Annotated in this window: 20 protein-coding genes and 1 pseudogene; 4 read left to right on the top strand and 17 right to left on the bottom strand. The window is 65.6% G+C overall.

From position 1 onward, the window contains the following. Window positions 1-12: 12 nt before the first annotated feature. The 5 genes from ACQP0C_RS11655 to ACQP0C_RS11635 form a co-directional block, all read right to left on the bottom strand. Window positions 13-303 carry an acylphosphatase gene (locus ACQP0C_RS11655; protein WP_433683661.1) on the bottom strand — a complete coding sequence of 97 codons (291 nt, stop codon included), beginning with the start codon at window positions 301-303 and terminating at the stop codon, window positions 13-15. Next, window positions 303-770 carry an OsmC family protein gene (locus ACQP0C_RS11650; protein ID WP_433732947.1) on the bottom strand — a complete coding sequence of 156 codons (468 nt, stop codon included), beginning with the start codon at window positions 768-770 and terminating at the stop codon, window positions 303-305. The genes ACQP0C_RS11655 and ACQP0C_RS11650 overlap by 1 nt, the downstream gene beginning before the upstream one ends. A 272-nt stretch (window positions 771-1,042) precedes the next feature. Beyond that, a complete protein-coding gene (locus ACQP0C_RS11645; protein WP_433732946.1) occupies window positions 1,043-1,750 on the bottom strand; it encodes a response regulator in 708 nt (235 codons plus the stop codon). Window positions 1,751-1,803: 53 nt separating this feature from the next. Then, window positions 1,804-4,305: an ATP-binding protein gene (locus ACQP0C_RS11640; protein ID WP_433732945.1), complete on the bottom strand. Its 2,502-nt coding sequence runs from the start codon at window positions 4,303-4,305 to the stop codon at window positions 1,804-1,806. Continuing rightward, the gene (locus ACQP0C_RS11635) at window positions 4,302-4,472 is read right to left on the bottom strand and encodes a hypothetical protein (protein WP_433732944.1); all 171 of its coding nucleotides are present in this window, start codon (window positions 4,470-4,472) and stop codon (window positions 4,302-4,304) included. The genes ACQP0C_RS11640 and ACQP0C_RS11635 overlap by 4 nt, the downstream gene beginning before the upstream one ends. Window positions 4,473-4,850: 378 nt before the next feature. Here ACQP0C_RS11635 and ACQP0C_RS11630 point away from each other — a divergent pair, with 378 nt between their 5' ends. The 4 genes from ACQP0C_RS11630 to ACQP0C_RS11615 are packed head-to-tail and all read left to right on the top strand — an operon-like array spanning window position 4,851 to window position 9,643. Further along, window positions 4,851-4,937 (top strand): potassium-transporting ATPase subunit F, encoded by an 87-nt coding sequence (locus ACQP0C_RS11630; protein WP_355177861.1) that lies wholly within the window; start codon window positions 4,851-4,853, stop codon window positions 4,935-4,937. Continuing rightward, window positions 4,938-6,608: a potassium-transporting ATPase subunit KdpA gene (gene kdpA / locus ACQP0C_RS11625; protein WP_433732943.1), complete on the top strand. Its 1,671-nt coding sequence runs from the start codon at window positions 4,938-4,940 to the stop codon at window positions 6,606-6,608. A 1-nt stretch (window position 6,609) separates the two neighbouring features. Next, window positions 6,610-8,754, top strand: a complete 2,145-nt coding sequence (gene kdpB, locus ACQP0C_RS11620) for a potassium-transporting ATPase subunit KdpB (protein ID WP_433732942.1) — start codon at window positions 6,610-6,612, stop codon at window positions 8,752-8,754. Between the two features lies 1 nt (window position 8,755). Continuing rightward, complete coding sequence (locus tag ACQP0C_RS11615) at window positions 8,756-9,643, top strand: potassium-transporting ATPase subunit C (RefSeq protein ID WP_433732941.1); 888 nt, start codon at window positions 8,756-8,758, stop codon at window positions 9,641-9,643. A 349-nt stretch (window positions 9,644-9,992) separates the two neighbouring features. Here ACQP0C_RS11615 and ACQP0C_RS11610 read toward each other — a convergent pair whose 3' ends face one another. The 12 genes and pseudogenes from ACQP0C_RS11610 to ACQP0C_RS11555 all read right to left on the bottom strand — a co-directional run bounded on the left by ACQP0C_RS11610 (window position 9,993) and on the right by ACQP0C_RS11555 (window position 21,409). Further along, window positions 9,993-12,134, bottom strand: a complete 2,142-nt coding sequence (locus tag ACQP0C_RS11610; RefSeq protein ID WP_433732940.1) for an amylo-alpha-1,6-glucosidase — start codon at window positions 12,132-12,134, stop codon at window positions 9,993-9,995. Then, a complete protein-coding gene (locus tag ACQP0C_RS11605; protein ID WP_433734512.1) occupies window positions 12,131-13,234 on the bottom strand; it encodes a glycosyltransferase family 4 protein in 1,104 nt (367 codons plus the stop codon). The genes ACQP0C_RS11610 and ACQP0C_RS11605 overlap by 4 nt, the downstream gene beginning before the upstream one ends. Before the next feature lie 414 nt (window positions 13,235-13,648). Then, a pseudogene (locus tag ACQP0C_RS11600) lies at window positions 13,649-14,090 on the bottom strand (DNA-binding protein); the annotation flags it as partial. Window positions 14,091-14,152: 62 nt separating this feature from the next. After that, on the bottom strand, window positions 14,153-14,593 hold the full coding sequence (locus ACQP0C_RS11595) for a carboxymuconolactone decarboxylase family protein (protein ID WP_433732939.1): 441 nt from the start codon (window positions 14,591-14,593) through the stop codon (window positions 14,153-14,155). A gap of 65 nt (window positions 14,594-14,658) precedes the next feature. Further along, entirely contained in the window at window positions 14,659-16,197 is a 1,539-nt protein-coding gene (locus ACQP0C_RS11590; RefSeq protein ID WP_433732938.1) for a PstS family phosphate ABC transporter substrate-binding protein, read from the bottom strand. Window positions 16,198-16,354: 157 nt separating this feature from the next. After that, window positions 16,355-17,428, bottom strand: a complete 1,074-nt coding sequence (locus tag ACQP0C_RS11585) for a PHP domain-containing protein (RefSeq protein ID WP_433732937.1) — start codon at window positions 17,426-17,428, stop codon at window positions 16,355-16,357. Window positions 17,429-17,433: 5 nt separating this feature from the next. After that, window positions 17,434-18,015 carry a dihydrofolate reductase family protein gene (locus tag ACQP0C_RS11580; protein ID WP_433732936.1) on the bottom strand — a complete coding sequence of 194 codons (582 nt, stop codon included), beginning with the start codon at window positions 18,013-18,015 and terminating at the stop codon, window positions 17,434-17,436. Window positions 18,016-18,072: 57 nt separating this feature from the next. Then, complete coding sequence (mutM, locus tag ACQP0C_RS11575; RefSeq protein WP_433732935.1) at window positions 18,073-18,939, bottom strand: bifunctional DNA-formamidopyrimidine glycosylase/DNA-(apurinic or apyrimidinic site) lyase; 867 nt, start codon at window positions 18,937-18,939, stop codon at window positions 18,073-18,075. A 1-nt stretch (window position 18,940) separates the two neighbouring features. Then, entirely contained in the window at window positions 18,941-19,663 is a 723-nt protein-coding gene (rnc, locus tag ACQP0C_RS11570; RefSeq protein WP_433732934.1) for a ribonuclease III, read from the bottom strand. A gap of 22 nt (window positions 19,664-19,685) precedes the next feature. Beyond that, window positions 19,686-19,868: a 50S ribosomal protein L32 gene (gene rpmF / locus ACQP0C_RS11565; protein WP_039799574.1), complete on the bottom strand. Its 183-nt coding sequence runs from the start codon at window positions 19,866-19,868 to the stop codon at window positions 19,686-19,688. Between the two features lie 61 nt (window positions 19,869-19,929). After that, a complete protein-coding gene (locus tag ACQP0C_RS11560; RefSeq protein WP_433732933.1) occupies window positions 19,930-20,505 on the bottom strand; it encodes a YceD family protein in 576 nt (191 codons plus the stop codon). Window positions 20,506-20,662: 157 nt separating this feature from the next. Next, window positions 20,663-21,409, bottom strand: a complete 747-nt coding sequence (locus tag ACQP0C_RS11555; RefSeq protein WP_433732932.1) for a DivIVA domain-containing protein — start codon at window positions 21,407-21,409, stop codon at window positions 20,663-20,665. Window positions 21,410-21,439: the final 30 nt, after the last annotated feature.

Here is a 21,439-nt window from a genome sequence, read left to right as displayed (position 1 = left end):
TCGCACCTACCACTAACGCTCCTCGAATCCGGACAAATCGCCCCGCGCGGGTTCCCAGCTTTCCACAACCAGGTCAACCCGACCAGGTGTATCACCCGAACGCAAGAGATCCAGCAACATTTCGCATGCGGGTCGTGGCCCCTCGGCCACCACGTGCACCCGGCCGTCGCGCGAATTGGTGGCGTGTCCGACCACACCGAGCGCCAGCGCCCGCGAACGAGTCCACCAGCGGAAGCCGACGCCCTGCACGTAGCCGTGCACCCACGCGCTCAGCCGGACCTGTTCCGGGTGCGGCTGCGCCATCACGCCTCGATATCGAAGGTCAATGTCACCTTGGCACCCGCCTTCAGCGTCCGGCCGACGGTGCAGACCTTGTCGATGGCGCGCTGGACAGTGACCAGCAACCGCTCGCGCGCCTGCTCGTCCAGCTCGCTGAGGTCGAGTTCGAACACCTCGTCGAGCTGCGGGTACACCTCGTTCTCGCGGTCGGCGTCGCCGGAAACGCGGATGATCGCGTCGAAGCTGTCACCCAGCTTGCGCGAGAGCGGGAAGTCCGCGCTCAGTCCGGAGCAGCCCGCCAGGGCGATCTTCAGCAGCTCACCCGGGGTGAACGCGCCCGCAACGCCCTGCGATGCGATCAATACCTCGGCACCGCGCGAGCTGCGGCCGGTGTAGGCCCTGGTCCCGGTGCGCTCGACCCACAGCTCGGTCGGCTCGGCCGCGGCGGGCGCGGTGGTCGGGGTCGCGGATGCGGTGGTCTGGTCAGCCATGGTTTCGATCCTGCCATCTCGGTACGGAACAGCTCACCCCCGGGAACGCCACGCACCCCGGAGACCATTCCACGGACGGCCCGCCCCGCACGGTGACGTCGGAGACAGCAGCCGTCGACCGGATATCCCGCACAAGGCACTGGACGGCGCGCGCAACTCGGTGTGCAAGCACGCTTCGGCCGGGCAATTATTTACTCCCCCACCAACCGGTGCGCACCCGTGCGTCCGTGCGCACCGCGCGAACCTTCGCCGCAACCGAACCAGTGCCCGGTTCACTCCTGGAAGCGGTACCCCATGCCCGCCTCGGTCAGCAGATGCTTCGGATTCGACGGATCGACCTCGAGCTTGCGCCGCAACTGCGCGAGATATACCCGCAGATAGTGGGTTTCGGTGGCATACGACGGCCCCCATACCTCACGCAGCAGCTCACGCCGCCCGACCAGCTTGCCCCGATTGCGGACCAGCATCTCGAGCATCCCCCACTCGGTCGGGGTCAGATGCACCGGCTGACCGTTCCTGGTGACTTTCTTCGCGGCGAGGTCGACGGTGAACGAGGAGGTCACCACCACCGGATCGGCGGCGTCGGTATCGGTGGCCCCGCGCCGGACCGCGGCCCGCAGCCGCGCCAGCAGTTCATCCATACCGAACGGTTTGGTGACGTAATCGTCCGCGCCCGCGTCCAACGCCTCCACCTTGTCGGTCGAATCGGTCCGCGCCGAGAGCACGATCACCGGCGCCGCGGACCAGCCGCGCAGTCCGGCCAAAACCTCGATGCCGTCCATATCCGGCAGGCCGAGGTCCAAGATGATCACATCAGGATGCTTATCGGCGGCCGCGCGCAGTGCGGCGGCGCCGGTTCCCGCAGTGATCACCTCATAGCCGCGCACCGACAGGTTGATGCGCAGGGCGCGCACGATCTGCGGTTCGTCATCGACCACCAGCACCTTGGTCGACGGTGCATCCTGCTTCTTGTCGGTCATCACGACTTCCTGTGTGGTCCGGGGGGACGGTGCTTCCACATCGGTTGTGATCATCATCGGCCGCTCACTTCGGTTTCGTCGGCAGGCAGGTCCACGATCATGGTCAATCCTCCGCCCGGTGTCGGTTCGGCGTGCACAGTCCCGCCCATCGCCTCGACGAATCCGCGCACCACCGACAGGCCGAGCCCGACACCGGTGGTGTTGTCGCGATCGCCGAGCCGCTGGAACGGCTCGAACAATTGCTCCTCGGCCCCCGGCGGCACACCGGGTCCGACATCGATCACGGCGATCGACACACGGTCGCCGTCGCGTTCCGCGGTCACCCGCACGGGTGTGTCGCGCGTCGAATGCCGCAGCGCGTTATCGATCAGATTGGCGAGCACGCGCTCGAGCAGACCGCTGTCTGCCCGCACCGAGACCTCGCCGACCTCGACCTTCACCCGGTCCATGGCCGCGCGCCGCAGCCCGCGCGCGCCCATCCCGACGCTCACCAGGGCCTGGTGCACCACCTCGTCCATATACACCCGGCGGAACTGCGGCTGTACGACACCGACCGCCAGCCGCGACGAATCGAGCAGGTTGCCGACGAGCGCGGTCAACTGGTCTACCGATTCCTCGATAGTTTCCAGCAATTCGACGGTGTCCTCGGGTGAAAACTCGATGTCGTCGCTGCGCAGGCTGGACACCGCGGCCTTGGCCCCGGCCAGCGGGGTGCGCAGGTCGTGGCTCACCGCGGACAACAGCGCCCGGCGCAACCGGTCGGCCTCGAGCAATGCCGCGGCGGCGCTGGCCTCCTCGGCGAGCCGGGACTGCCGGACCAGTCCGGCCGCCTGGTTGGCGACCGCGTTGAGCACCGGCCGGTCGGTCGCGGCCAGCGGACGTCCCGCCAGCAGCAGCCAACTCGTCGCATCGCCCGCCTGGATGGCGGTCTCGGCCTCGGACGCACGCTGCGGCGGACTGGTACCGACCGCGGCGATCACCTCATCGCCGCACTGCATGCTGACCGCGCGCAGGCCATAGGTCTCGCGGACCTGTTCCAGCAGATTGGGTAGATCCGCTCCGTGCAGCACGGCACCGGCGAACAGCGTCAGCAACTCGGCCTGGTGGGAGGCCCGGCGCGCCTGGCGGGTCTGTTTGGCTGCCACATCCACCAGCGCCGCGACCGCCACCGCGACGATCAGCAACACCACCACCGTGACGAAACTGTCCGGTTCGGCAATGGTGAGGCTGTAGCGCGGTTCGACGAAGAACCAGTTCAACAGCATGCCCGACAGCAACGCCGACAGTGCGGCGGGGACAACACCGCCCAGCAGCGCAACCGCGACAACGCCGATGAAGAACAGCGCGCTGAGACCGCCGAGCTGGAGATAACCGTCGACCACGGAACAGATGACCGAAACCAGCACCGGCACGAGAACCGCCGCCAGCCAGGCGCGGATCGGCTGCCGCGGCATCAGCGAGTAGCGGCGCATGCCACGGTGGGCTTCTTCGTGCGTGACCATGTGCACGTCGATCTTGCCGGAGGCCTGCACCACGGCGGAGCCGATGCCCTCGTCGAGCGTGCGTGCCCAGCGCGAGCGCCGGGACGTGCCGAGCACCAACTGCGTCGCGTTCACCTCGCGGGCGAACTCCAGCAGCGTATTCGGCACATCATCGCCGGTAACCGTATGCAGCGAAGCGTCCAGGCTGGCGGCCAGTTCCCGCAATCGGGCCAGCCGCTCCGCCGACACGCCCGCCAGTCCATCGCCGCGCACCACATGCAGCAGCATCAGCTCCGCACTGGATTTGGTCGCGATCCGGCTGGCCCGGCGCACCACGGTCTCCGACTCCGGACCGCCGGTCACCGCGACGACGACGCGTTCGCGTGCTTCCCACAGATCCGTGATCTTGTGATCGGCACGGTATTTCGCCAGCGCAGCGTCGACCTGGTCGGCCAGCCACAGCAGCGCCAACTCGCGCAGCGCGGTGAGGTTGCCGGGTCGGAAGTAGTTGCGCAGTGCCGCGTCGACCCTGTCCGCGGCGTACACATTGCCGTGGGACAGCCTGCGCCGCAACGCCTCCGGTGTGATGTCGACCAGTTCGACCTGGTCGGCGCTGCGCACCACGGCGTCGGGCACCGTCTCCTTCTGCTGAATGCCGGTGATCTGCTCGACGACGTCGTTGAGGCTCTCCAGATGCTGCACATTGACCGTCGAGATCACATCGATCCCCGCGGCCAGCAAATCCTCGACGTCCTGCCAGCGCTTCTCGTGTTTGCTGCCGGGCGCATTGGTATGGGCGAGCTCGTCGACCAGCACCACCGTGGGCTGGCGCCGCAGCACCGCCTCCACATCGAGTTCGGGCAGCGTGGTGCCGCGGTAGGCCACCATGCGCGGCGGAATCCGCTCGATACCTTCCACGAGCTCGGCGGTCTTGGCCCGACCGTGTGTCTCCACTACCCCAGCTACCACGTCGCGGCCACGTTCGAGTCGGCGATGGGCCTCGCCCAACATCGCGTAGGTCTTGCCGACTCCCGGGGCCGCACCGAGGTAGATGCGCAGTTGGCCGCGTTTCACTCTTTTATCATCGCGCGCCACGGCGTGTCGCCGGCGATCCGTACTGGATCTGTCGCGACGGATTGCCACGCCCGCGCGTCGCGCGCCTGCACCACCGTCGATAGCGCGCGGATGGCCAGCGCGCACAACACAAATCCGATGATCACCGCGACCGCGACAGCCGACATGACAACCCTTTCACCAACCGACATCGAACCCGGTCGCGCTGGATGACTCCGCATGGCCGGACCTTGACTTTCTACCCTCGTATAGGCCGCCCATCTCGATCTTTACGGTGTGTTGACGGCTTGTCGGCCGACCTTGACGGCATCCTTTCAACCGTGGCCGGACGGTTCGCGTAAATGAACCGTCAATGCTCTCCAATGGTCCGCTAAGGACCCGTAAACACACTCGGCATCAGCTCGAATGACCGCTTGACTCACCCTGTCGCGCTCCGCGCATGGAGCGCCAATGGAGGTTGTGTAAATGTTTGTCGTGGTGTTCACGGTGCTCACCGTGGCGATCTTCGCGCTGCTGGGTCTGGTCCAGCGGGGGGTGGAGAAGCTGTGATCGCGAACCTGATCGGTTTGATTCTGGCCGTCCTCGTCGCGATCTACATGGTGGCGGCTCTGCTTTTTCCCGAGAGGTTCTAGGTGAACACGACCACAGCGGGGATCGCCTTCCTGGCGGCCCTGATCATCGCGCTCGCCCTGGTTCATGTGCCGCTCGGCGACTACATGTTCCGGGTCTACAGCGCAAAGAAGCACTCGCGCGCCGAGCGGGTCATCTACAAGGCCATCGGCGTGCAGCCCGAGGTCGAACAGACCTGGGGTGTATACGCCCGCAGTGTGCTGGCGTTCTCCGCGGTCAGCGTGCTGTTCCTGTTCTTCTTCCAGCTGATCCAGGGCAAGCTCCCGCTGCATCTGCACGATCCCGGCACCGAGATGACGCCGGCGCTGGCCTGGAATACCGCGATCAGCTTCGTGACGAATACGAACTGGCAGAACTACTCCGGTGAGTCGACCCAGGGCCATCTGGTCCAGATGGCCGGACTCGCGGTGCAGAACTTCGTTTCCGCGGCCGTCGGTATGGCGGTGGCGGTGGCGCTGGTGCGTGGCTTCGCCCGCAGGCACACCGGCGACCTCGGCAACTTCTGGGTGGACTTGGTGCGGGGTACCATCCGCATCCTGCTGCCGATCGCCTTCATTTTCGCGATCGTGCTCATCGCTGGTGGCGCGATCCAGAACTTTCACCTGCACGACCAGATCGCGCAGACACTCAACGGCACCGAGCAAACGATTACCGGCGGCCCGGTGGCCAGCCAGGAGGTCATCAAGGAACTCGGCACCAACGGCGGCGGCTTCTACAACGCGAACTCCGCCCACCCGTTCGAGAACCCGACGACCTGGACCAACTGGGTAGAGATATTCCTGCTACTGGTGATCAGCTTCTCGCTACCGCGCACCTTCGGCCGAATGGTCGGCAGCAAGAAGCAGGGCTACGCGATCGTGGCGGTGATGGGCACCATCGCGCTGATCAGCGTGACCCTGCAGAACTTCTTCCAGCTGCAGCACCACGGCACCGTCCCGACAGCGATCGGCGCATCCCTGGAGGGCGTCGAAACCCGTTTCGGCGTGGCGGATTCCGCGACCTTCGCCACCGCGACGACCTTGACCTCGACCGGTGCCGTGGACTCCTTCCACGACTCCTACACCAGCCTCGGCGGCATGATGACGATGTTCAACATGCAGCTGGGTGAGGTCGCCCCCGGTGGTACCGGTTCGGGTCTGTACGGCATGCTCATCCTCGCGGTGATCACCGTTTTCGTCGCCGGTCTCATGGTCGGCCGCACCCCGGAATACCTCGGCAAGAAGATCACCCCGCGCGAAATCAAGCTCGCCGCTTCGTATTTCCTGATCAGCCCGCTCATCGTGCTGGTCGGTACCGCGGCCTCGATGGCCATGCCCGGACAGCGCGCCGGAATGCTCAATTCCGGACCGCACGGTCTCTCGGAAGTGCTCTACGCCTTCACCTCCGCGGCCAATAACAACGGCTCGGCCTTCGCGGGCCTGACCGGAAATACCGAGTGGTACAACACCGCACTCGGCCTGGCCATGGTCTTCGGCCGTTTCCTGCCGATCATTTTCGTACTGGCCCTGGCCGGTTCGCTCGCCCAGCAGGGTCAGACCCCTGAATCGATCGGCACGCTGCCGACGCACCGGCCCCAGTTCGTCGGCATGGTCGTCGGCGTCACCGTGATCCTGGTCGCGCTGACCTTCCTGCCCGCACTCGCACTCGGGCCGCTCGCCGAAGGAATCCACTGAAATGTCCACTACGACAACCGAACCGAACACCGCATCGGTCCCCAAGAGCAAACGTGGCGTCCAGCGGGGCGTGCTCGACCCGAAAATGCTGCTGACATCCATTCCCGACGCGGTGAAAAAGCTCGATCCGCGCGTCATGTGGCGCAATCCGGTGATGCTCATCGTCGAGATCGGCGCGGTCTGGTCGACCGTGCTCGCGCTGACCAAGCCGACGTTCTTCGCCTGGGCGATCGTCGTATGGCTCTGGCTCACCGTCATATTCGCCAATCTGGCCGAGGCGGTCGCCGAGGGACGGGGTAAGGCGCAGGCCGATACCCTGCGTAAAGCCAAGACCGACACCATGGCTCGGCGGCTGGTCAACTGGTCGCCCGGCGCGCGGATCGTCGAGGAGAGCGTCGGGGCTCCGGCGCTGCAACGCGGCGACTATGTCATCGTCGAGGCGGGCCAGGTCATTCCGGGTGACGGCGATGTCGTGGACGGCATTGCCTCGGTGGACGAATCGGCCATCACCGGCGAATCCGCACCGGTCATCCGGGAATCCGGCGGCGACCGCTCGGCGGTCACCGGCGGCACCACGGTGCTGTCCGACCGGATCATCGTCAAGATCACCCAGGAGCCGGGCGCGAGCTTCATCGACAAGATGATCGCCCTGGTCGAGGGTGCATCGCGGCAGAAGACACCCAACGAGATCGCGCTGAACATCCTGCTCGCCGCGCTGACCATCATCTTCGTCTTCGCGGTCGCCACACTGCAGCCATTGGCGATCTTCTCGAAGTCGAACAACCCAGGGGTGCCCGATACTTCGGCACTGGATGTGCACGGCGTCACCGGAGTCGTCATGGTTTCGCTGCTGGTGTGTCTGATCCCGACCACCATCGGCGCGCTACTGTCGGCCATCGGCATCGCCGGTATGGACCGACTGGTGCAGCGCAACGTGCTGGCCATGTCCGGCCGCGCGGTAGAGGCCGCCGGTGACGTGAACACCCTGCTGCTGGACAAGACCGGCACCATCACCCTCGGCAACCGCCAAGCCTCGGAATTCGTGCCGATGCCCGGCGTCCCCGATGACGAATTAGCCGATGCCGCACAGCTTTCCAGCCTGGCCGACGAGACCCCGGAGGGGCGTTCGATCGTCGTGTACGCGAAGCAGGCGTTCAACAAGCGCGAGCGCACACCGGGCGAGTTGACCGGTGCGACCTGGGTGGAATTCACCGCCCAGACCCGTATGTCGGGCGTGAACCTGCAGGACGGACACCAGCTGCGCAAGGGAGCGGCGAGCGCCGTGACGGAATGGGTTCGCGCACAAGGCGGGAACGTACCCAACCATATCGGCGTGATCGTCGACGGCATCTCGGCCTCCGGCGGCACCCCGCTGGTCGTCGGTGAGGTCAACGACGGCAAAGCCCGGCTGCTCGGCGTCATCCACCTGAAAGACGTTGTGAAGCAGGGCATGCGCGAACGCTTCGACGAGATGCGCAGAATGGGCATCCGCACCGTCATGATCACCGGCGACAACCCGTTGACCGCCAAGGCGATCGCCGACGAGGCCGGTGTCGACGACTTCCTCGCCGAAGCCACTCCGGAGGACAAGCTGGCGCTGATCAAGAAGGAGCAGGACGGTGGACGGCTGGTCGCCATGACCGGTGACGGCACCAATGACGCTCCGGCACTGGCCCAGGCCGATGTCGGCGTCGCGATGAACACCGGCACCTCGGCGGCCAAAGAGGCCGGAAATATGGTCGATCTGGATTCGGATCCGACCAAACTCATCGAGATCGTGGAGATCGGCAAGCAGCTGCTCATCACCCGCGGTGCGCTGACCACCTTCTCGATCGCCAATGACATCGCCAAGTACTTCGCGATCATTCCCGCATTGTTCGTGGCGCTGTTCCCCGGCCTCGACCTGCTCAATGTCATGCGTCTTTCGAGCCCGCAGTCGGCGATCCTATCGGCGGTCATCTTCAACGCCCTGGTCATCATCGCGTTGATCCCCTTGGCGCTGCGCGGGGTGAACTACACGCCGACCAACGCGTCGAAACTGTTGACCCGCAATCTGACGATCTACGGCCTCGGCGGCATCGTCGCGCCGTTCATCGGCATCAAGCTGATCGACCTCGTTGTCCAACTCCTCCCCGGGATGTCCTGATATGCGTATGTCAACTTGGATCCGGCAGCACCTGGCCGCATTGCGTGCGCTGCTGGTGCTCACCGCGATCACCGGAATCGTCTACCCGCTGGCGGTTTTCGCGGTCGCTCAGATTCCGGGCCTGCACCATAAGGCCGACGGATCGCTGATCGAGGTCGACGGCAAGATCGTCGGCTCCAGCCTGATCGGGCAGTCGTTCACCGATAAGGACGGCAACGCACTGGCGCAATACTTCCAGAGCCGCCCGTCCGCGGCCGGTGACGGCTACGACCCGCTGTCCACCGCTGCTTCCAACCTCGGCCCGGAGAGTGTCGTGGACACCCTGGACACAGATCCGGCGAAGGTGAAGTTGAGCCTGCTGTCCACCGTATGCGCGCGCAGCAAGGCGATCGGCGACCGTGAGGGGGTCGACGGTAGCCGTCCGTTCTGCACCGAAGACGGTGTGGGCGCGGTGCTCTCGGTGATCGGCGCGCGCGATACCGACGGCGAGGTATCGCATCCGGTGCAGGTCGTCAGCGTCAACGAGGCGTGCCCGGCGACGCCGTTCCTCGACACCTACAAAGGTGTCAAGGTCGACTGCGCCAAACCAGGCGAGGACTACTCCGTCGGCCGGATCATCCCGATCTACGGCAACGCATCGACCGACACCCCGGTGCCCACCGATGCGGTCACCGCGAGCGGCAGCGGTCTGGACCCGCATATCTCCCCGGAGTACGCGGCCATCCAGGTGGCGCGAGTCGCCAAGGCGCGCAATATCTCCGAGGATCAGGTGCGCGAAATCCTCGACGCCCATACCGACGGCCGCACCCTCGGCTTCCTCGGTGAACCGCGCGTCAACGTGGTCGAGCTGAACCTCGACCTGGACCGTCGCTACCCGTTGCGCGGGTAGGTCCGACCCCGGCACGAGCGACCATTCCCGAACGGAATCCATTGGATCACCGCGGGAATGGGCGCTTCCCGTATTCCGGTCAGTTCTCCTCGACGCAACCGAAACAAAACGCCGCGGCGGCGAGATACTGACGGCATTGCGGGCCGTGCCCCGCGTGGGTACTGCAGATGAACCGCGCCCGGTCGAGATCGAGATCCATGATGGGCTCCGCGCTGCAATCACGGTGCTGTGTGATCCACAGATCCCTGATATCCAGTGATGTCTGCATCGTGCACCTCCAGGCTGCGAGTATCAGTGGACAAGCATGCCAATTACATTGCAGGCATACCCGATCCCGCGCGATTGATCCTCACCGGGTGATCAACTGCCAGTCATCGGGCACGCGCGCGGCAGTGATCTGATCACCCTCCGCGACCAGATCGACGGTCACCGAATCCAACTTCAGATCGCTCAGCGCAATCCTGCCCCACGTCGATGGCAGCTGCGGATGTACGGTGAGCGTCCGCGCGGGTACGTCGGGATCCAGACCGAAGAAGGCGCGGACCAGGAGCAGCGGTGCCGCACTCGCCCAGGCCTGTGGCGAGCATGAGGTCGGATACGGGACCGGAACCGCGAACTGGTCGCGCGGAAATCCGCAGAAAAGCTCGGGTAGCCGACCGCCGAAAGACGCCGCCGCATCGAGTAATCCGCACGCGAGCCGGGTCGCGAGCTCGACCGCGCCCGGTATGTGCCGGTAGCGCAGTAGACCCGCAACGGCGATCGCGGTGTCATGCGGCCAGACCGAACCGCAGTGATAGCTCATCGGGTTGTAGGCACCCATCGATGACGCGAGCGTGCGCAGCCCGAATCCGGTGTCCATCTCCGGCCCCGCGAGCCGCTCGATGAGTTCGGCGGCATGCTCGTCAGTGGCGATGCCGGTCCAGAGACACTGCGCCGCATTGCTGGTCAGGGCATCGACGTGCTGTTTGCGACCGTCCAGTGCGACCGCATACCACCCCCGGCCCGGCAGCCAGAACTGTTCGGCGAATTTGCCGCGCAGTTCGGCGGCGCGCTCGCGCAACCGAGTCGCGGCACTCAGATCGTCGAACGCGGCGGCCAACTCAGCGCGGGCCTGCAGCGCGGCATACGCATACCCCTGCACCTCACACAGCGCGATCGGCGCCTCCGCGAGATGTCCCGCGGCATCGTTGATTCCGTCGAAGCTATCCTTCCAGCCCTGATTGAACAGGCCGCGGTCGGTGGCGCGACGGTATTCGATGAAGCCGTCGCCGTCGCGGTCACCGAATTCGGTGATCCACTGCACCGCGGCGTCGGCGGCGGGCAGCAGTGCCTTGATCACCTCCGGATCCGTGCCCCACCGATGACATTCCGCCAGCAGCATCACGAAAAGTGGGGTGGCGTCGGCGGTTCCGTAGTACGTACTGCCCCCGAGCACATGCCCGCTGGCCGGGCCGCGACGCATCTCGTGCATGATCCGCCCCGGCTCCTCCTCGGTGAGCGGATCGACGCACTGCCCTTGCAATTCGGCCAGCTGCTGCAGCGTGCCCAGCGCGAGATCGGCTTCCAACGGCAGCGCCATCCACGCGGTGAGCAGACTGTCCCGGCCGAACAGGGTCATGAACCACGGCGCACCCGCCGCGACGAACGGACGACTCTCGCCGGTTTCGTCATGAATCTGCAAGGCGCCCAGGTCACTTTCCGAACGCCGCAACACTCGAGTGAGCACCGGATCCGCCGCGGTGATCTTCGTCGCGGTATGCCGCCAGGCCGCCAGCTTCCGACTCGGCGCACTGAGCCCATGGTGCTCTCCCGGCGCCAGTGGCGCCTGCACCCGCTGATTGCCGACCGTCGGCTGGGCCACGATCTCGGTCTGCCAGGTTTCGCCGGGCAGCACAACAACCCGCCAGACCAGCGTGCCGGGCAGGAATACCGGCTCGACGGTCGCCGAGACCGACAGCCCGCGGGTCCGATCGGCGCGGTCGTGCAGCAGCAATTCCCCTTCGGCCACCGTGACCTCGGCCCGACCGTGCGCGGCGCGGCCTTCCTTGACCGCGAACAGGTCGACGAAATCGGCGTCGACATGCAGTTCCAAGGCGACCGCGGTGGCCTCCCTGCCCATATTCTGCAGACTCAGTACCTCGTGCATGCCGTCGGCGACGAGACGTTCGCGCACCACGAGCAGTGTGCTGTCGGCCATTCCCGCATGCGGTGGTCGGCGCAGGACGAATCTGGCGGCGAACGCCTCCGGGCTGATCACAGACAGCGATTCGGCGGGTATGCCGTCCACCAGCAACTCCCAACGGGAGATGACGCGGGTGTCCCGGAAGAACAGCCCGTGCGGTCGCCCCGGTTCGACATCGCCGAGCCGATTCGACAGACAGAAGGTGCCGCCCTCGACCAAGGTCACCGACCCCCCGCAGCCGCCGAATCCCGATGGCTCACCGGCATTCAGCGGCGCGGGATTCGGCGTACTGCCGACTTCTGCGGTCATACTCGTTCGCTCGCGGGAATCCGGACCGGCATCGTCTCGCCGAGCAATCGTGCCGCACGAGCCTGTCGCCGCGAACGCAAGAGCTGGTGATAGACCTGCTCATAGCCGCGGCCCAGCGGACCCGCGCCGAAGTTCGCCTCGACATGCGCGCGGCACACGGCCGGATCCACATCGCGCACTTCCTCTATCGCGGCGGGCAATTCGGCGGGATCATCGCAGATCCGGCCCGTGACACCGTCGATGACCACTTCCTCGACCGCGCCACCGCGCAACGCGACCACCGGCGTGCCGCAGACCATCGCCTCGATCATCACCATGCCGAACGGTTCCTCCCACCTGATGGGGAACAACAGGCAGCGCGCGTTCGCGAGCAGTTTGCGCTTGGCCGTCGCGTCGGCCATGCCGAACAAATGATCTCGTTCGGTCAGCAGCGGGCGCACCTCTTTCTCGAAATACGCCTGCTCGGGCGGTTCACTGCACTTGCCAGCGAGCACCAGCGGAATGCCGGCTTCGTGCGCGGCTTGCAACGCCAGATGCGGGCCCTTGGTCTCGGTGAAGCGCCCGAGGAACAGTGCGTAGTCGCCCTTCTCCACTTGGAACGGCCACTGATCGACATGCAGGGCGTTGTGTACGCGACCGACCCAGTTCAGATCCGGAGCCAGTTCGCGCTGTCGGTCGCTGATGGCCACCAGCGACACTTCCCTGCCCAATTCGCGGTAGTACCGGCGGGAATCGCCCTCGTCGACCGGACCGTGCACGGTCACCACCGTCGGCAGGCCGAGATCCATATACGCCGGGGCGTTCAGTGGTCCGGCAAAGGTGTGGTCGTGTACCAGATCCACCCCGGAGGTGCTCGCTATCTGCTCGATCGCCCTTCGCACCTTCAATGCGTGGACGACTTCGGGAAACGGCTCGCCGAGCCGTTCGGGCAATGCGCGATCCCAGACCGGGATGAACTTAGCCTTGGTGCCGGGCTCACCGGCTCCGAACAAAGTCACGTCGTGGCCGCGGGCAACCAGTGCATCGACCAAATCGGCGACAACCGCCTCGACGCCCCCGTAGGCCTTCGGCGGTACGTCGAAGTAGGGCGGAACAACCATGGCTATGCGGAATCGTTCACCGACGTGCTCAGTGGACAGCAGATCCGAAGAGGCAATGGGCGCCGCAAGCGGCGCGGATAAGCCTGCGCTCATGACCATCCTTCCAGGGACAACCTTGTGCACATCCACCCAGCGACTCGGTGCGCTGGGCGCCGAACAAGCTGGCCGCCGCGGCGGAGGTGGAGACAAAGCCTGCACCGCCGTCCTTCAGGGCTCGGTTGGCCTGGTCACGCCGATCGGCGTGAACAGGGGGGCCGCACCAAGACGTACCTCATCGCGACCCCTTCAAACCACGCAGTTGGTACGAAATCTTACATAGTGAGATTTCAGACCGCGCTGACCGCCCTCGAAATCAAGGGGCCTTGCACGGTCTCGACATATATCGAAATGGTAATGCGGCCGGAGGGCATCAGGTCAGTGTGCGACCGTATCCGCGATGCCGCGCCGGACCTCGCCGGGGCTGTGCTCGGCACGCGGCACGGCCCGAGCGGCCGAGGAACGAAGCTGCCAGGGCACACCCGTCACCATCACACCCGGCTCGAAGAGCAGGCGGGCCTTCAACCGCAGTGAGCTCTGGTTGTGCAGCAGGGTCTCCCACCAGCGCCGACCACGTACTCGGGGTGTAGATGCTGATCACGTCGCCCGGCTGGGATTTGCGCATCCGCTTGATGTAATCGATTACCGGACGGGTGATTTCGCGATAGGGCGATTCGATCACCTCGAGCGGTATGGCGACGTCGTGGCGTTCCCAATCCTGGTGCAGCTGACGAGTATCGGCGTCATCGACGTTGACGGTGATCGCCGTGATGGTGTCCGGCCCGGTGGCGCGCGCGAACTGGACTTCGCGCCGAGTTGGCGTGCGCGCATGGGTTCGATGGGCAGAAAGCGCACGGGCACTTCGAGATTCGCGTCCGCCAGTCAGACGGCTGCCGGCTGCATGCGCAGCGGCACGCCGATCCGGTTCCACAGGTTGATCATCGCCGTGACCGCGACCAGACCGGCCCGCGCGCCCTCATCGAAGTTCTTCTCGACCTCGGCCCAGATCTCATCACCGACCCCGTGCTCGCCCAGCTTCGTGACCGCCTCGGCATAGGCGAGCGCGGCCCGTTCGGCCTCGGTGAATTTCACCGACTCGCGCCAGGCATTGAGGTAATAGATCCGCTGTTCGGTCTCCCCCACCATCCGCGCGTCGGTGGTGTGCATATCGATACAGAACAGACAGCCGTTGATCTGAGAGACGCGAATTTTGACCAGTTCCCGCACGACCGGGTCCAGCGGTCCGCGGCGGATGGCTTGTTCGGCGGCGAACCAGGCCTGATAGATCTCCGGTGCCACCTCGGCGAGTTGCATGCGTGACATAGGTCGTCCTCTCTCGATATCGCTTACCAGAGCTAGACGAGATGGTCGCCGAATATGTGACAACGTCACGAGGTCGGCAGACAGCGACCGCGATCCGGCAGCTCACCGCACGGCTCATTGCCGTGCTCGCGTAGCACATCCTTACCTGTGAGATCGGTCAGGAAGTGCAGGAAGCTCGCGCCGAGCGAATCGCCGGGGAGTTCGCCATAGCTGTAGGCGTATTCGACGCCCCAGAACGGGTAGGTGCGATTGACCGCGGCGTCGCGGTCGGCGGTTACGCCGCCGATGGCCAGGGTCTTGGCACCGGATTTCACCGCCTCGGAGAACTCGCTGTAGCCGATGGCGCCCGGAATGTCGCTGACCGCCTTCTGCATATCCTTGGTGACCTGCACATCGCAATATTTGGCCGTCGGGGGCACCGAATCCTTGATCGCGACGCAGCTCACATGCGGGCGATCGGGCTGTGGGCCACCGAGTATCCTGCGCTCCAACGTATTTCGGGTGCCCGATCCCGGTATCCGATTGACCAGCACGACGGGCAGGTCAGGACCGCCGAGTTCGCGCCAGTTGGCGATCCGGCCCTCGTACAGATCCTGGATCTGCGCCACGGTCAGACCGGTGATGCCGACGTCCTTGTGCACGATCACGGTGAACAGCGACAGCGCGAGCGCACGGTCCAGCAGCGGTTGATAGCCATCACCCTTCGGCCCGTCGCTGATCGCCAGCAGATCGGGATCGTCCTTACCCTCCTCGGCGAGCCGGTCCAGGCCGCGTTCGGTGCCCTCGAATCCGAAGGCGAATTCCGCTCCGGTGCAGCGCTTCCCATACTGAGCCGCCGCATCCCGAATGACGGGTTCGAAGGCCGAGGAGCCGACCAGCGTGAGTTTGCCAGCGGCGCAATCCAATGGCGTCGGATCGGGCTCCACCGCGGATACGACCAACTGGACAACGATCACCGCGACCAGAAAGGCGACGAGTGCCACCATCACTCGCGAAATACCGGTGCGACTCTGGGTTTCGATGATCCGCCCACCCTTGATGCCACCGCGCAGCACCGGCGCCGGATACTCCCCCGCACCCTCCGAGCGCTGCAGAATCGCCAGGATCTTGTAGTGATCGGCACGATTCAGCGGCACTCTCGGCAGATCAATGGCACCGATATGCCCGACCGTATCCTCGCGGACCGCGATGCCCGAATCGCGGTCCAGCGAATCGGCCAGCCCCGGATGGCTGAGCTCGGTCACCGCCATACCGATGACCCGGCGCTGCGGAAAGTTCAGATGCAAGCCGACCCGGCCCGCCTCGGGCGCCTGGTAGTCGTGCGTGTCGACCGGTGTCGCACCACTGTTTTCGATGCGGACCAGCACCACCGACAGATCCTTCAGCGGCGGACTCACCCCATCGTGTTCCGGACGCAACTGGGGCAGTACCCCCGGGAAGACCGATTCGATCTCACCGGTGACCGGCGTATCCATCTGCACGCGATAGCCGAGTTCCTTGCGCCCGACGAAGACGAACTCCCAGAGGAAGGCGATGATCGGCACCACGATACCGATGAGCGCAAGCACGATTTCGATCGGAAATCCGCCCACCAGTGCAGCCACCCCCAAGAGATCTATGTGCCAACCATTTTCGGGCGTCATCCGGAGTTATCTCGAAAACCGAACGATTGTTCGGCAACAGTTAACCGGGCGGCCAACCCGGCCGCACGCTCGGGTGTGGGCTACTTCGATGCGCCAGCGCTGACGGCCACGGCCGCGATCAAACCACGTCCACGGTCGCCGCCCCCGTCCATGCCAGCAACTTCTCCACCGGCCAAGTGTTGATAACCCGTTCCGCCGCAACACCATTCGCGACGGCCCGCTCGCAACCGTATCCCTGCCAATCCAATTGGCCGGGAGCGTGCGCATCGGTGTCGATCGAGAAATAGCACCCCATCTCATCGGCCAGCCGCAGCAACCGCGACGGTGGGTCGAGACGTTCCGGACGGCTGTTGATCTCCACGGCGGTGCCATAACTCCGACACGCCTCGAAGACCACCTCGGCATCGAAGGTCGACTCCGGCCGCGTACCCCGCTCGCCGGTGATCAATCGACCGGTGCAATGCCCGAGCACATCCACATTCGGATTCGCGACCGCATACACCATCCGCTTGGTCATGGTCTCGCTATCGGCGCGCAGATGCGAATGTACGCTGGCGACAACGATATCCAGCTCGGCGAGCAGATCTCCCCGCTGATCCAGGGTCCCGTCATCGAGGATGTCCACCTCGATCCCGGTAAGGATTCGAAACGGCGCCATTCGCTCGTTCAGCTCCGCGACCACATCCAGCTGCCGCCGCAATCGGTCGGCGGAAAGTCCGTTCGCGACGGTGAGTCGCGGCGAATGATCGGTCAGCGCACAGTATTCATGACCGAGCGCGGCGGCGACGCCCATCATCTCCGCGATCGGGCTGCCGCCATCGGACCAATCGGAATGCGTATGCAGATCACCGCGCAACTGAGCCCGCAGCGGCTTACCCGGTGCGCCGATCGGCTGCGCGACCTTGCGCAATTCGGTCAAATACTCCGGTACCGCACCGGCATACGCCTGTTCGATGACGGCGGCGGTCTTCGGCCCGATGCCCGCGAGCTCGCGCCAGCTGCGCGCCGCGCGATGGGTCGCGCGCTCGTCCTCGGGCATGCCCGCCACGATATCGGCGGCGCGCCGGTAGGCCTTTACCCGATGGGATTGCGCCCGTCCACGTTCGAGCCAGAAGCCGATCTCGCGCAGCGCCTCCACCGGACCCGGACCATTGCCCGGATCCGGCACGACGACCGAATCGTCCTGCACCACAGCGGTTATCGAATCCTGCTGTACTTGACGAAGGCCACCCCGTCCTCGAATACCCGGCTGGTGATCACCCGGAACCTGGCCGCCTCCGGCAGTCGCGAGCAGGAACCGAACAGCGAACGGCCACGGCCGAGTACGACCGGATACAGCTTCAGGAAGATCTGATCGATCTCCGGCAGCAACACCTGCGCCAGTTCCCCGCCGCCGCACAGCCAGATCCCGAGTCCGTTTTCCCGCTTCAGCTGTTGCACCTTCGCCAGCGGATCGGCCGAGATCAGCTCGACCGAAGGATCCGGGCTCTCCGGCAGTGTCGTCGACACCACGAACTGCCGCAGATGCGCATACGGGCTCGAGGTCCCGGTGCGAACACCGAAATCATGGGTCTTGCGACCCATCAGCACGGTGTCGAAGTAACGGTTGCGCTTATCGATGCCGAGGGCCTCCCGGACCTTCGTCGGCAGAGTTTCGGGGTACTGCGCGGTGATCGCCGGGCCGTGATCGCCACCGACTGGAAAAAAGTCGACCGACCCTTCCTCGGTAGCGATGAACCCATCGATAGTCGAAGCGACGTAATAGGTGAGTTTGCGCATTTGTCCTTCCTCCACGGCCGGTCTGGTTTCCGAACCGCCTAGAAGAACGGTAGCTCGCTAATGCGACCGGCGGCGGGCCTTCGGCTGGCAGCGCGGGCAGGAGTACGAGGAACGATTCATGAACTTCTCGCGCAGGATGGGCGCACCACAGCGACGGCAGGGCTCGTCCTCGCGGCCGTACACCGCGAGCGCGCGTTCGAAGTAGCCCGATTGGCCGTTGACATTGACATACAGCGCGTCGAACGAGGTGCCACCGGCGGCGAGCGCCTCCCCCATCACGGCGCCGACCTCGGCGAGCAGGGTGCGCACGGCGGGCCTCGTCAAGCCGGATGCCAGCCGATTGCCGTGGATCTTCGCCCGCCACAGCGATTCGTCGGCGTAGATATTGCCGACACCGGAGATCACCGTCTGGTCCAGCAGGACGCGTTTGATCTCGGTCTGTTTGGCGCGCAGCGCGGCCACCACGACTTCGCCGTCATAGCGCGGATCGAGCGGATCCCGCGCGATATGCGCGACCGGCTCGGGCACCAAGGTGCCGTCCACCTCGACCAATGGCGCGAGCGCCCACCCGCCGAAGGTGCGCTGGTCGATGAAGCGCAGCTGGCTACCGTCGTCGAGGGTCGCCAGGATATGCGCGTGCTTCTCCATGGGAGCATCGGCAGGCTGCACCAGCATCTGCCCGCTCATCCCGAGATGGACCACCAGCGAGGTGTCGGGTTCGTCGAAGGTGAGCCACAGGTATTTGCCGCGACGTTCGGCAGCCGCGACCCGCAGACCCTTCATCCGAGCCGTGAGATCGTCTGCGCCTTCCAGATGACGGCGCACCGACCTGGGATGGGTCACCGTGACGGACTCGATGACCCGTCCGACAACATGTTCGGCGAGTCCGCGCCGTACGACCTCGACCTCGGGAAGTTCGGGCACGTCAGACTTCGTCGGTCAGCGACTGATAGGCGGCGCCCGCGGCCTTCTGCTCGGCTTCCTTCTTGGAGCGGCCGATGCCCTGACCGTACGGACGACCGCCGATCACGGTGGTCGCGGTGAATTCCTTGTCGTGGTCGGGACCTGTCGAGGTGATCTCGTAGCTGGGCACACCGAGACCGCGCTCGGCGGTGAGCTCCTGCAGACTGGTCTTCCAGTCGAGCCCCGCGCCCATTCTGGGGCCGCGCTCGAGCAGGTCGGCGAACAGCCGAAGCACCACCTCACGCGCGACATCGATACCGTGCTCGAGATGCACCGCGCCGAGCAGCGACTCCATGCCATCGGCGAGAATGCTCGGCTTGTCCCGGCCGCCGGTGAGCTCTTCGCCCTTACCGAGCAGCAGGTGCACGCCGAGCCCGCCTGCGCCGAGCCCACGCGCCACCTCGGCGAGCGCGTGCATATTCACCACGCTCGCCCGCAGCTTGGCCAGTTCGCCCTCGGACTTGTCCGGGTGCTCGTGGTAGAGCCGCTCGGTGATGCTCAGACCGAGGACCGAGTCGCCTAGGAATTCCAGACGCTCGTTGGTCGGCAGCCCGCCGTTCTCGTAGGCGTACGACCGGTGCGTCAGCGCCAGCCGCAGCAGATCGGCCCGCACGTCGACGCCGAGCGCCGCGAGTAGGCTCGCATGTTCACCGGACGGGCCGGGTTCGTCCTTGCTGGCGGTCACGTCGATACGACAGGTCGAACGATCAGACAGCAGCGGTGACCTGGCGGCCCTTGTAGGTGCCGCAGGAGGGGCACGCGATGTGCGGCAGGGTCTTCTCACCGCAGGCGCGGTTCGGGCACGTGATCAGGGTCGGCGCGGCGGCCTTCCACTGGCTGCGCCGCGACCTGGTGTTGGAACGGGACATCCGGCGCTTGGGAACGGCCACGACTACTTCTCCTCTTGTCCTATTGCTCGCCAGTTAGGCAGCACGGTCTTACTGGTCTGGTCTAAACGTCTGGGTCGGCACCCGCACCGGGGCTGCCGTTGCCGGGCGACTCGGTGGCGAACTTCGCCAATCCGGCCCAGCGAGGGTCAAGTATCTCATGCCGGTGGTCGGAACCCGCAATCGCCATCCGGACACCGCATTCCGGACACAGACCCGCACAGTCCGGAGTGCACAGCGGCTGCAGCGGCAGCTCCAAGCCGATCTGGTCCGTGATCACCTGTTCCAGGTCGATCTTGTCGTCCACCAAGCGGTAGATCTCGTCGTCCTCGGTGGTCTGCTCGGTGGTGCTGTCCGGATACGCGAACAGTTCGGTGAGGTGGATCTCCACCGTGCCGGTGAACGGTTCGAGGCAGCGCGAGCACTCCCCCTCCGTCGGCGCGGCGACCGTCCCGGTGACGAGCACACCTTCGGATACCGCCTGCAACCGCAGATCGAGATCCACCTCGGCGCCCGCCGGAATGGCGATCAGATCCAGCCCCATCCGGTCGTCGGCGGTGACCACACGATGCAGCTCTTTCATCGTGCCGGGGCGACGGCCCAGGCTGATGACATCCAGCACGAAACCCGCGTCCGGCATACGGTGCGAGGCCGTACGAGGACGCGACGCGGAACCGGAACCGGCGGACATCACGAACTCACTTCACATTCGAGGGGAGATGGGCAACCACTCCACAATACGCGAGAGCACAGTGTCCGCCCAAACCGTCTGAGTCATGCCGAATCAGCGCGGGATATCAGCGGCGGTAGTCGGCCGCGTAGTCCGGAGAGCCGGCACCGGAACGCAATTGATGACGCCCGCCGCGGACGGTCCGCAGGGTGGCGTTGAGGTTCTCTTCGAAGTCGGCGAGCCTGCTGTCGACATAGTGGTCACACTCGTCGCGCATCCGATCGACCTCTTCATGCGCCCTATCGATGAGCCGGGCCGATTCGGCGTGCGCGGCGCGCACCACCTCGGTCTGCGTGACCAGGCGATCGCGCTCGGCCTCACCCTCGGCGACCGAGCGGCCATAGGAGGCCTTGCCCGCCTCGATCATCCGCTCGGATTCGACGCGCGCCCGGTCGGTGACGGCCTCGAATTCGGCGTTGCCGTCGGCGACGATGCGGTCGGCCTCGGTCTGGGCGGTGGTGACGAGATGATCGGCGTGCGCGCTGGCCTCGGCCACCATCCGGTCGGCGTGCGCCTTGGCGTCGGCGAGAATCCGGTCGGCTTCCTCGCGGGCCGATCCGACGGTCTGCTCTGCCTGTTCGTTCGCGGTGGTCACCGTGGTCTCGGCGGCGGACCGGGCATCGGAGACGATCTTGTCGCGATGATCGAGCACGTCCTGGGCGTCATCGAGTTCACCTGGCAGCGCATCGCGCACATCGTCGAGCAGTTCGAGCACATCGCCGCGCGGCACGATGCAGCTGCGGGTCGGCGGGATGCCGCGCGCTTCCTCGACAATGGCGACCAGCTCGTCGAGTGCTTCGAATACGCGATACATGCTCTTACCCCACTCTCCTGCAGACCTACG

Source organism: Nocardia sp. CA-129566 (assembly GCF_050956075.1).
Classification (GTDB): domain Bacteria; phylum Actinomycetota; class Actinomycetes; order Mycobacteriales; family Mycobacteriaceae; genus Nocardia.
Note: the sequence above shows the minus strand (reverse complement) of the source record. Positions and strands in the feature narration are given on the sequence as shown.

Bases quoted from the DNA above. Each gene is read 5' to 3' on its own strand.
- ACQP0C_RS11580 (WP_433732936.1), bottom strand. From the start codon at position 18,015: ATGCGCAAACTCACCTATTACGTCGCTTCGACTATCGATGGGTTCATC.
- ACQP0C_RS11605 (WP_433734512.1), bottom strand. From the start codon at position 13,234: ATGGTTGTTCCGCCCTACTTCGACGTACCGCCGAAGGCCTACGGGGGC.
- ACQP0C_RS11610 (WP_433732940.1), bottom strand. From the start codon at position 12,134: ATGACCGCAGAAGTCGGCAGTACGCCGAATCCCGCGCCGCTGAATGCC.
- ACQP0C_RS11635 (WP_433732944.1), bottom strand. From the start codon at position 4,472: ATGTCGGCTGTCGCGGTCGCGGTGATCATCGGATTTGTGTTGTGCGCG.
- ACQP0C_RS11645 (WP_433732946.1), bottom strand. From the start codon at position 1,750: ATGACCGACAAGAAGCAGGATGCACCGTCGACCAAGGTGCTGGTGGTC.
- ACQP0C_RS11595 (WP_433732939.1), bottom strand. From the start codon at position 14,593: ATGTCACGCATGCAACTCGCCGAGGTGGCACCGGAGATCTATCAGGCC.
- ACQP0C_RS11650 (WP_433732947.1), bottom strand. From the start codon at position 770: ATGGCTGACCAGACCACCGCATCCGCGACCCCGACCACCGCGCCCGCC.
- kdpB (WP_433732942.1), top strand. From the start codon at position 6,610: ATGTCCACTACGACAACCGAACCGAACACCGCATCGGTCCCCAAGAGC.
- ACQP0C_RS11555 (WP_433732932.1), bottom strand. From the start codon at position 21,409: ATGTATCGCGTATTCGAAGCACTCGACGAGCTGGTCGCCATTGTCGAG.
- ACQP0C_RS11560 (WP_433732933.1), bottom strand. From the start codon at position 20,505: ATGCCGGACGCGGGTTTCGTGCTGGATGTCATCAGCCTGGGCCGTCGC.
- ACQP0C_RS11615 (WP_433732941.1), top strand. From the start codon at position 8,756: ATGCGTATGTCAACTTGGATCCGGCAGCACCTGGCCGCATTGCGTGCG.
- ACQP0C_RS11655 (WP_433683661.1), bottom strand. From the start codon at position 303: ATGGCGCAGCCGCACCCGGAACAGGTCCGGCTGAGCGCGTGGGTGCAC.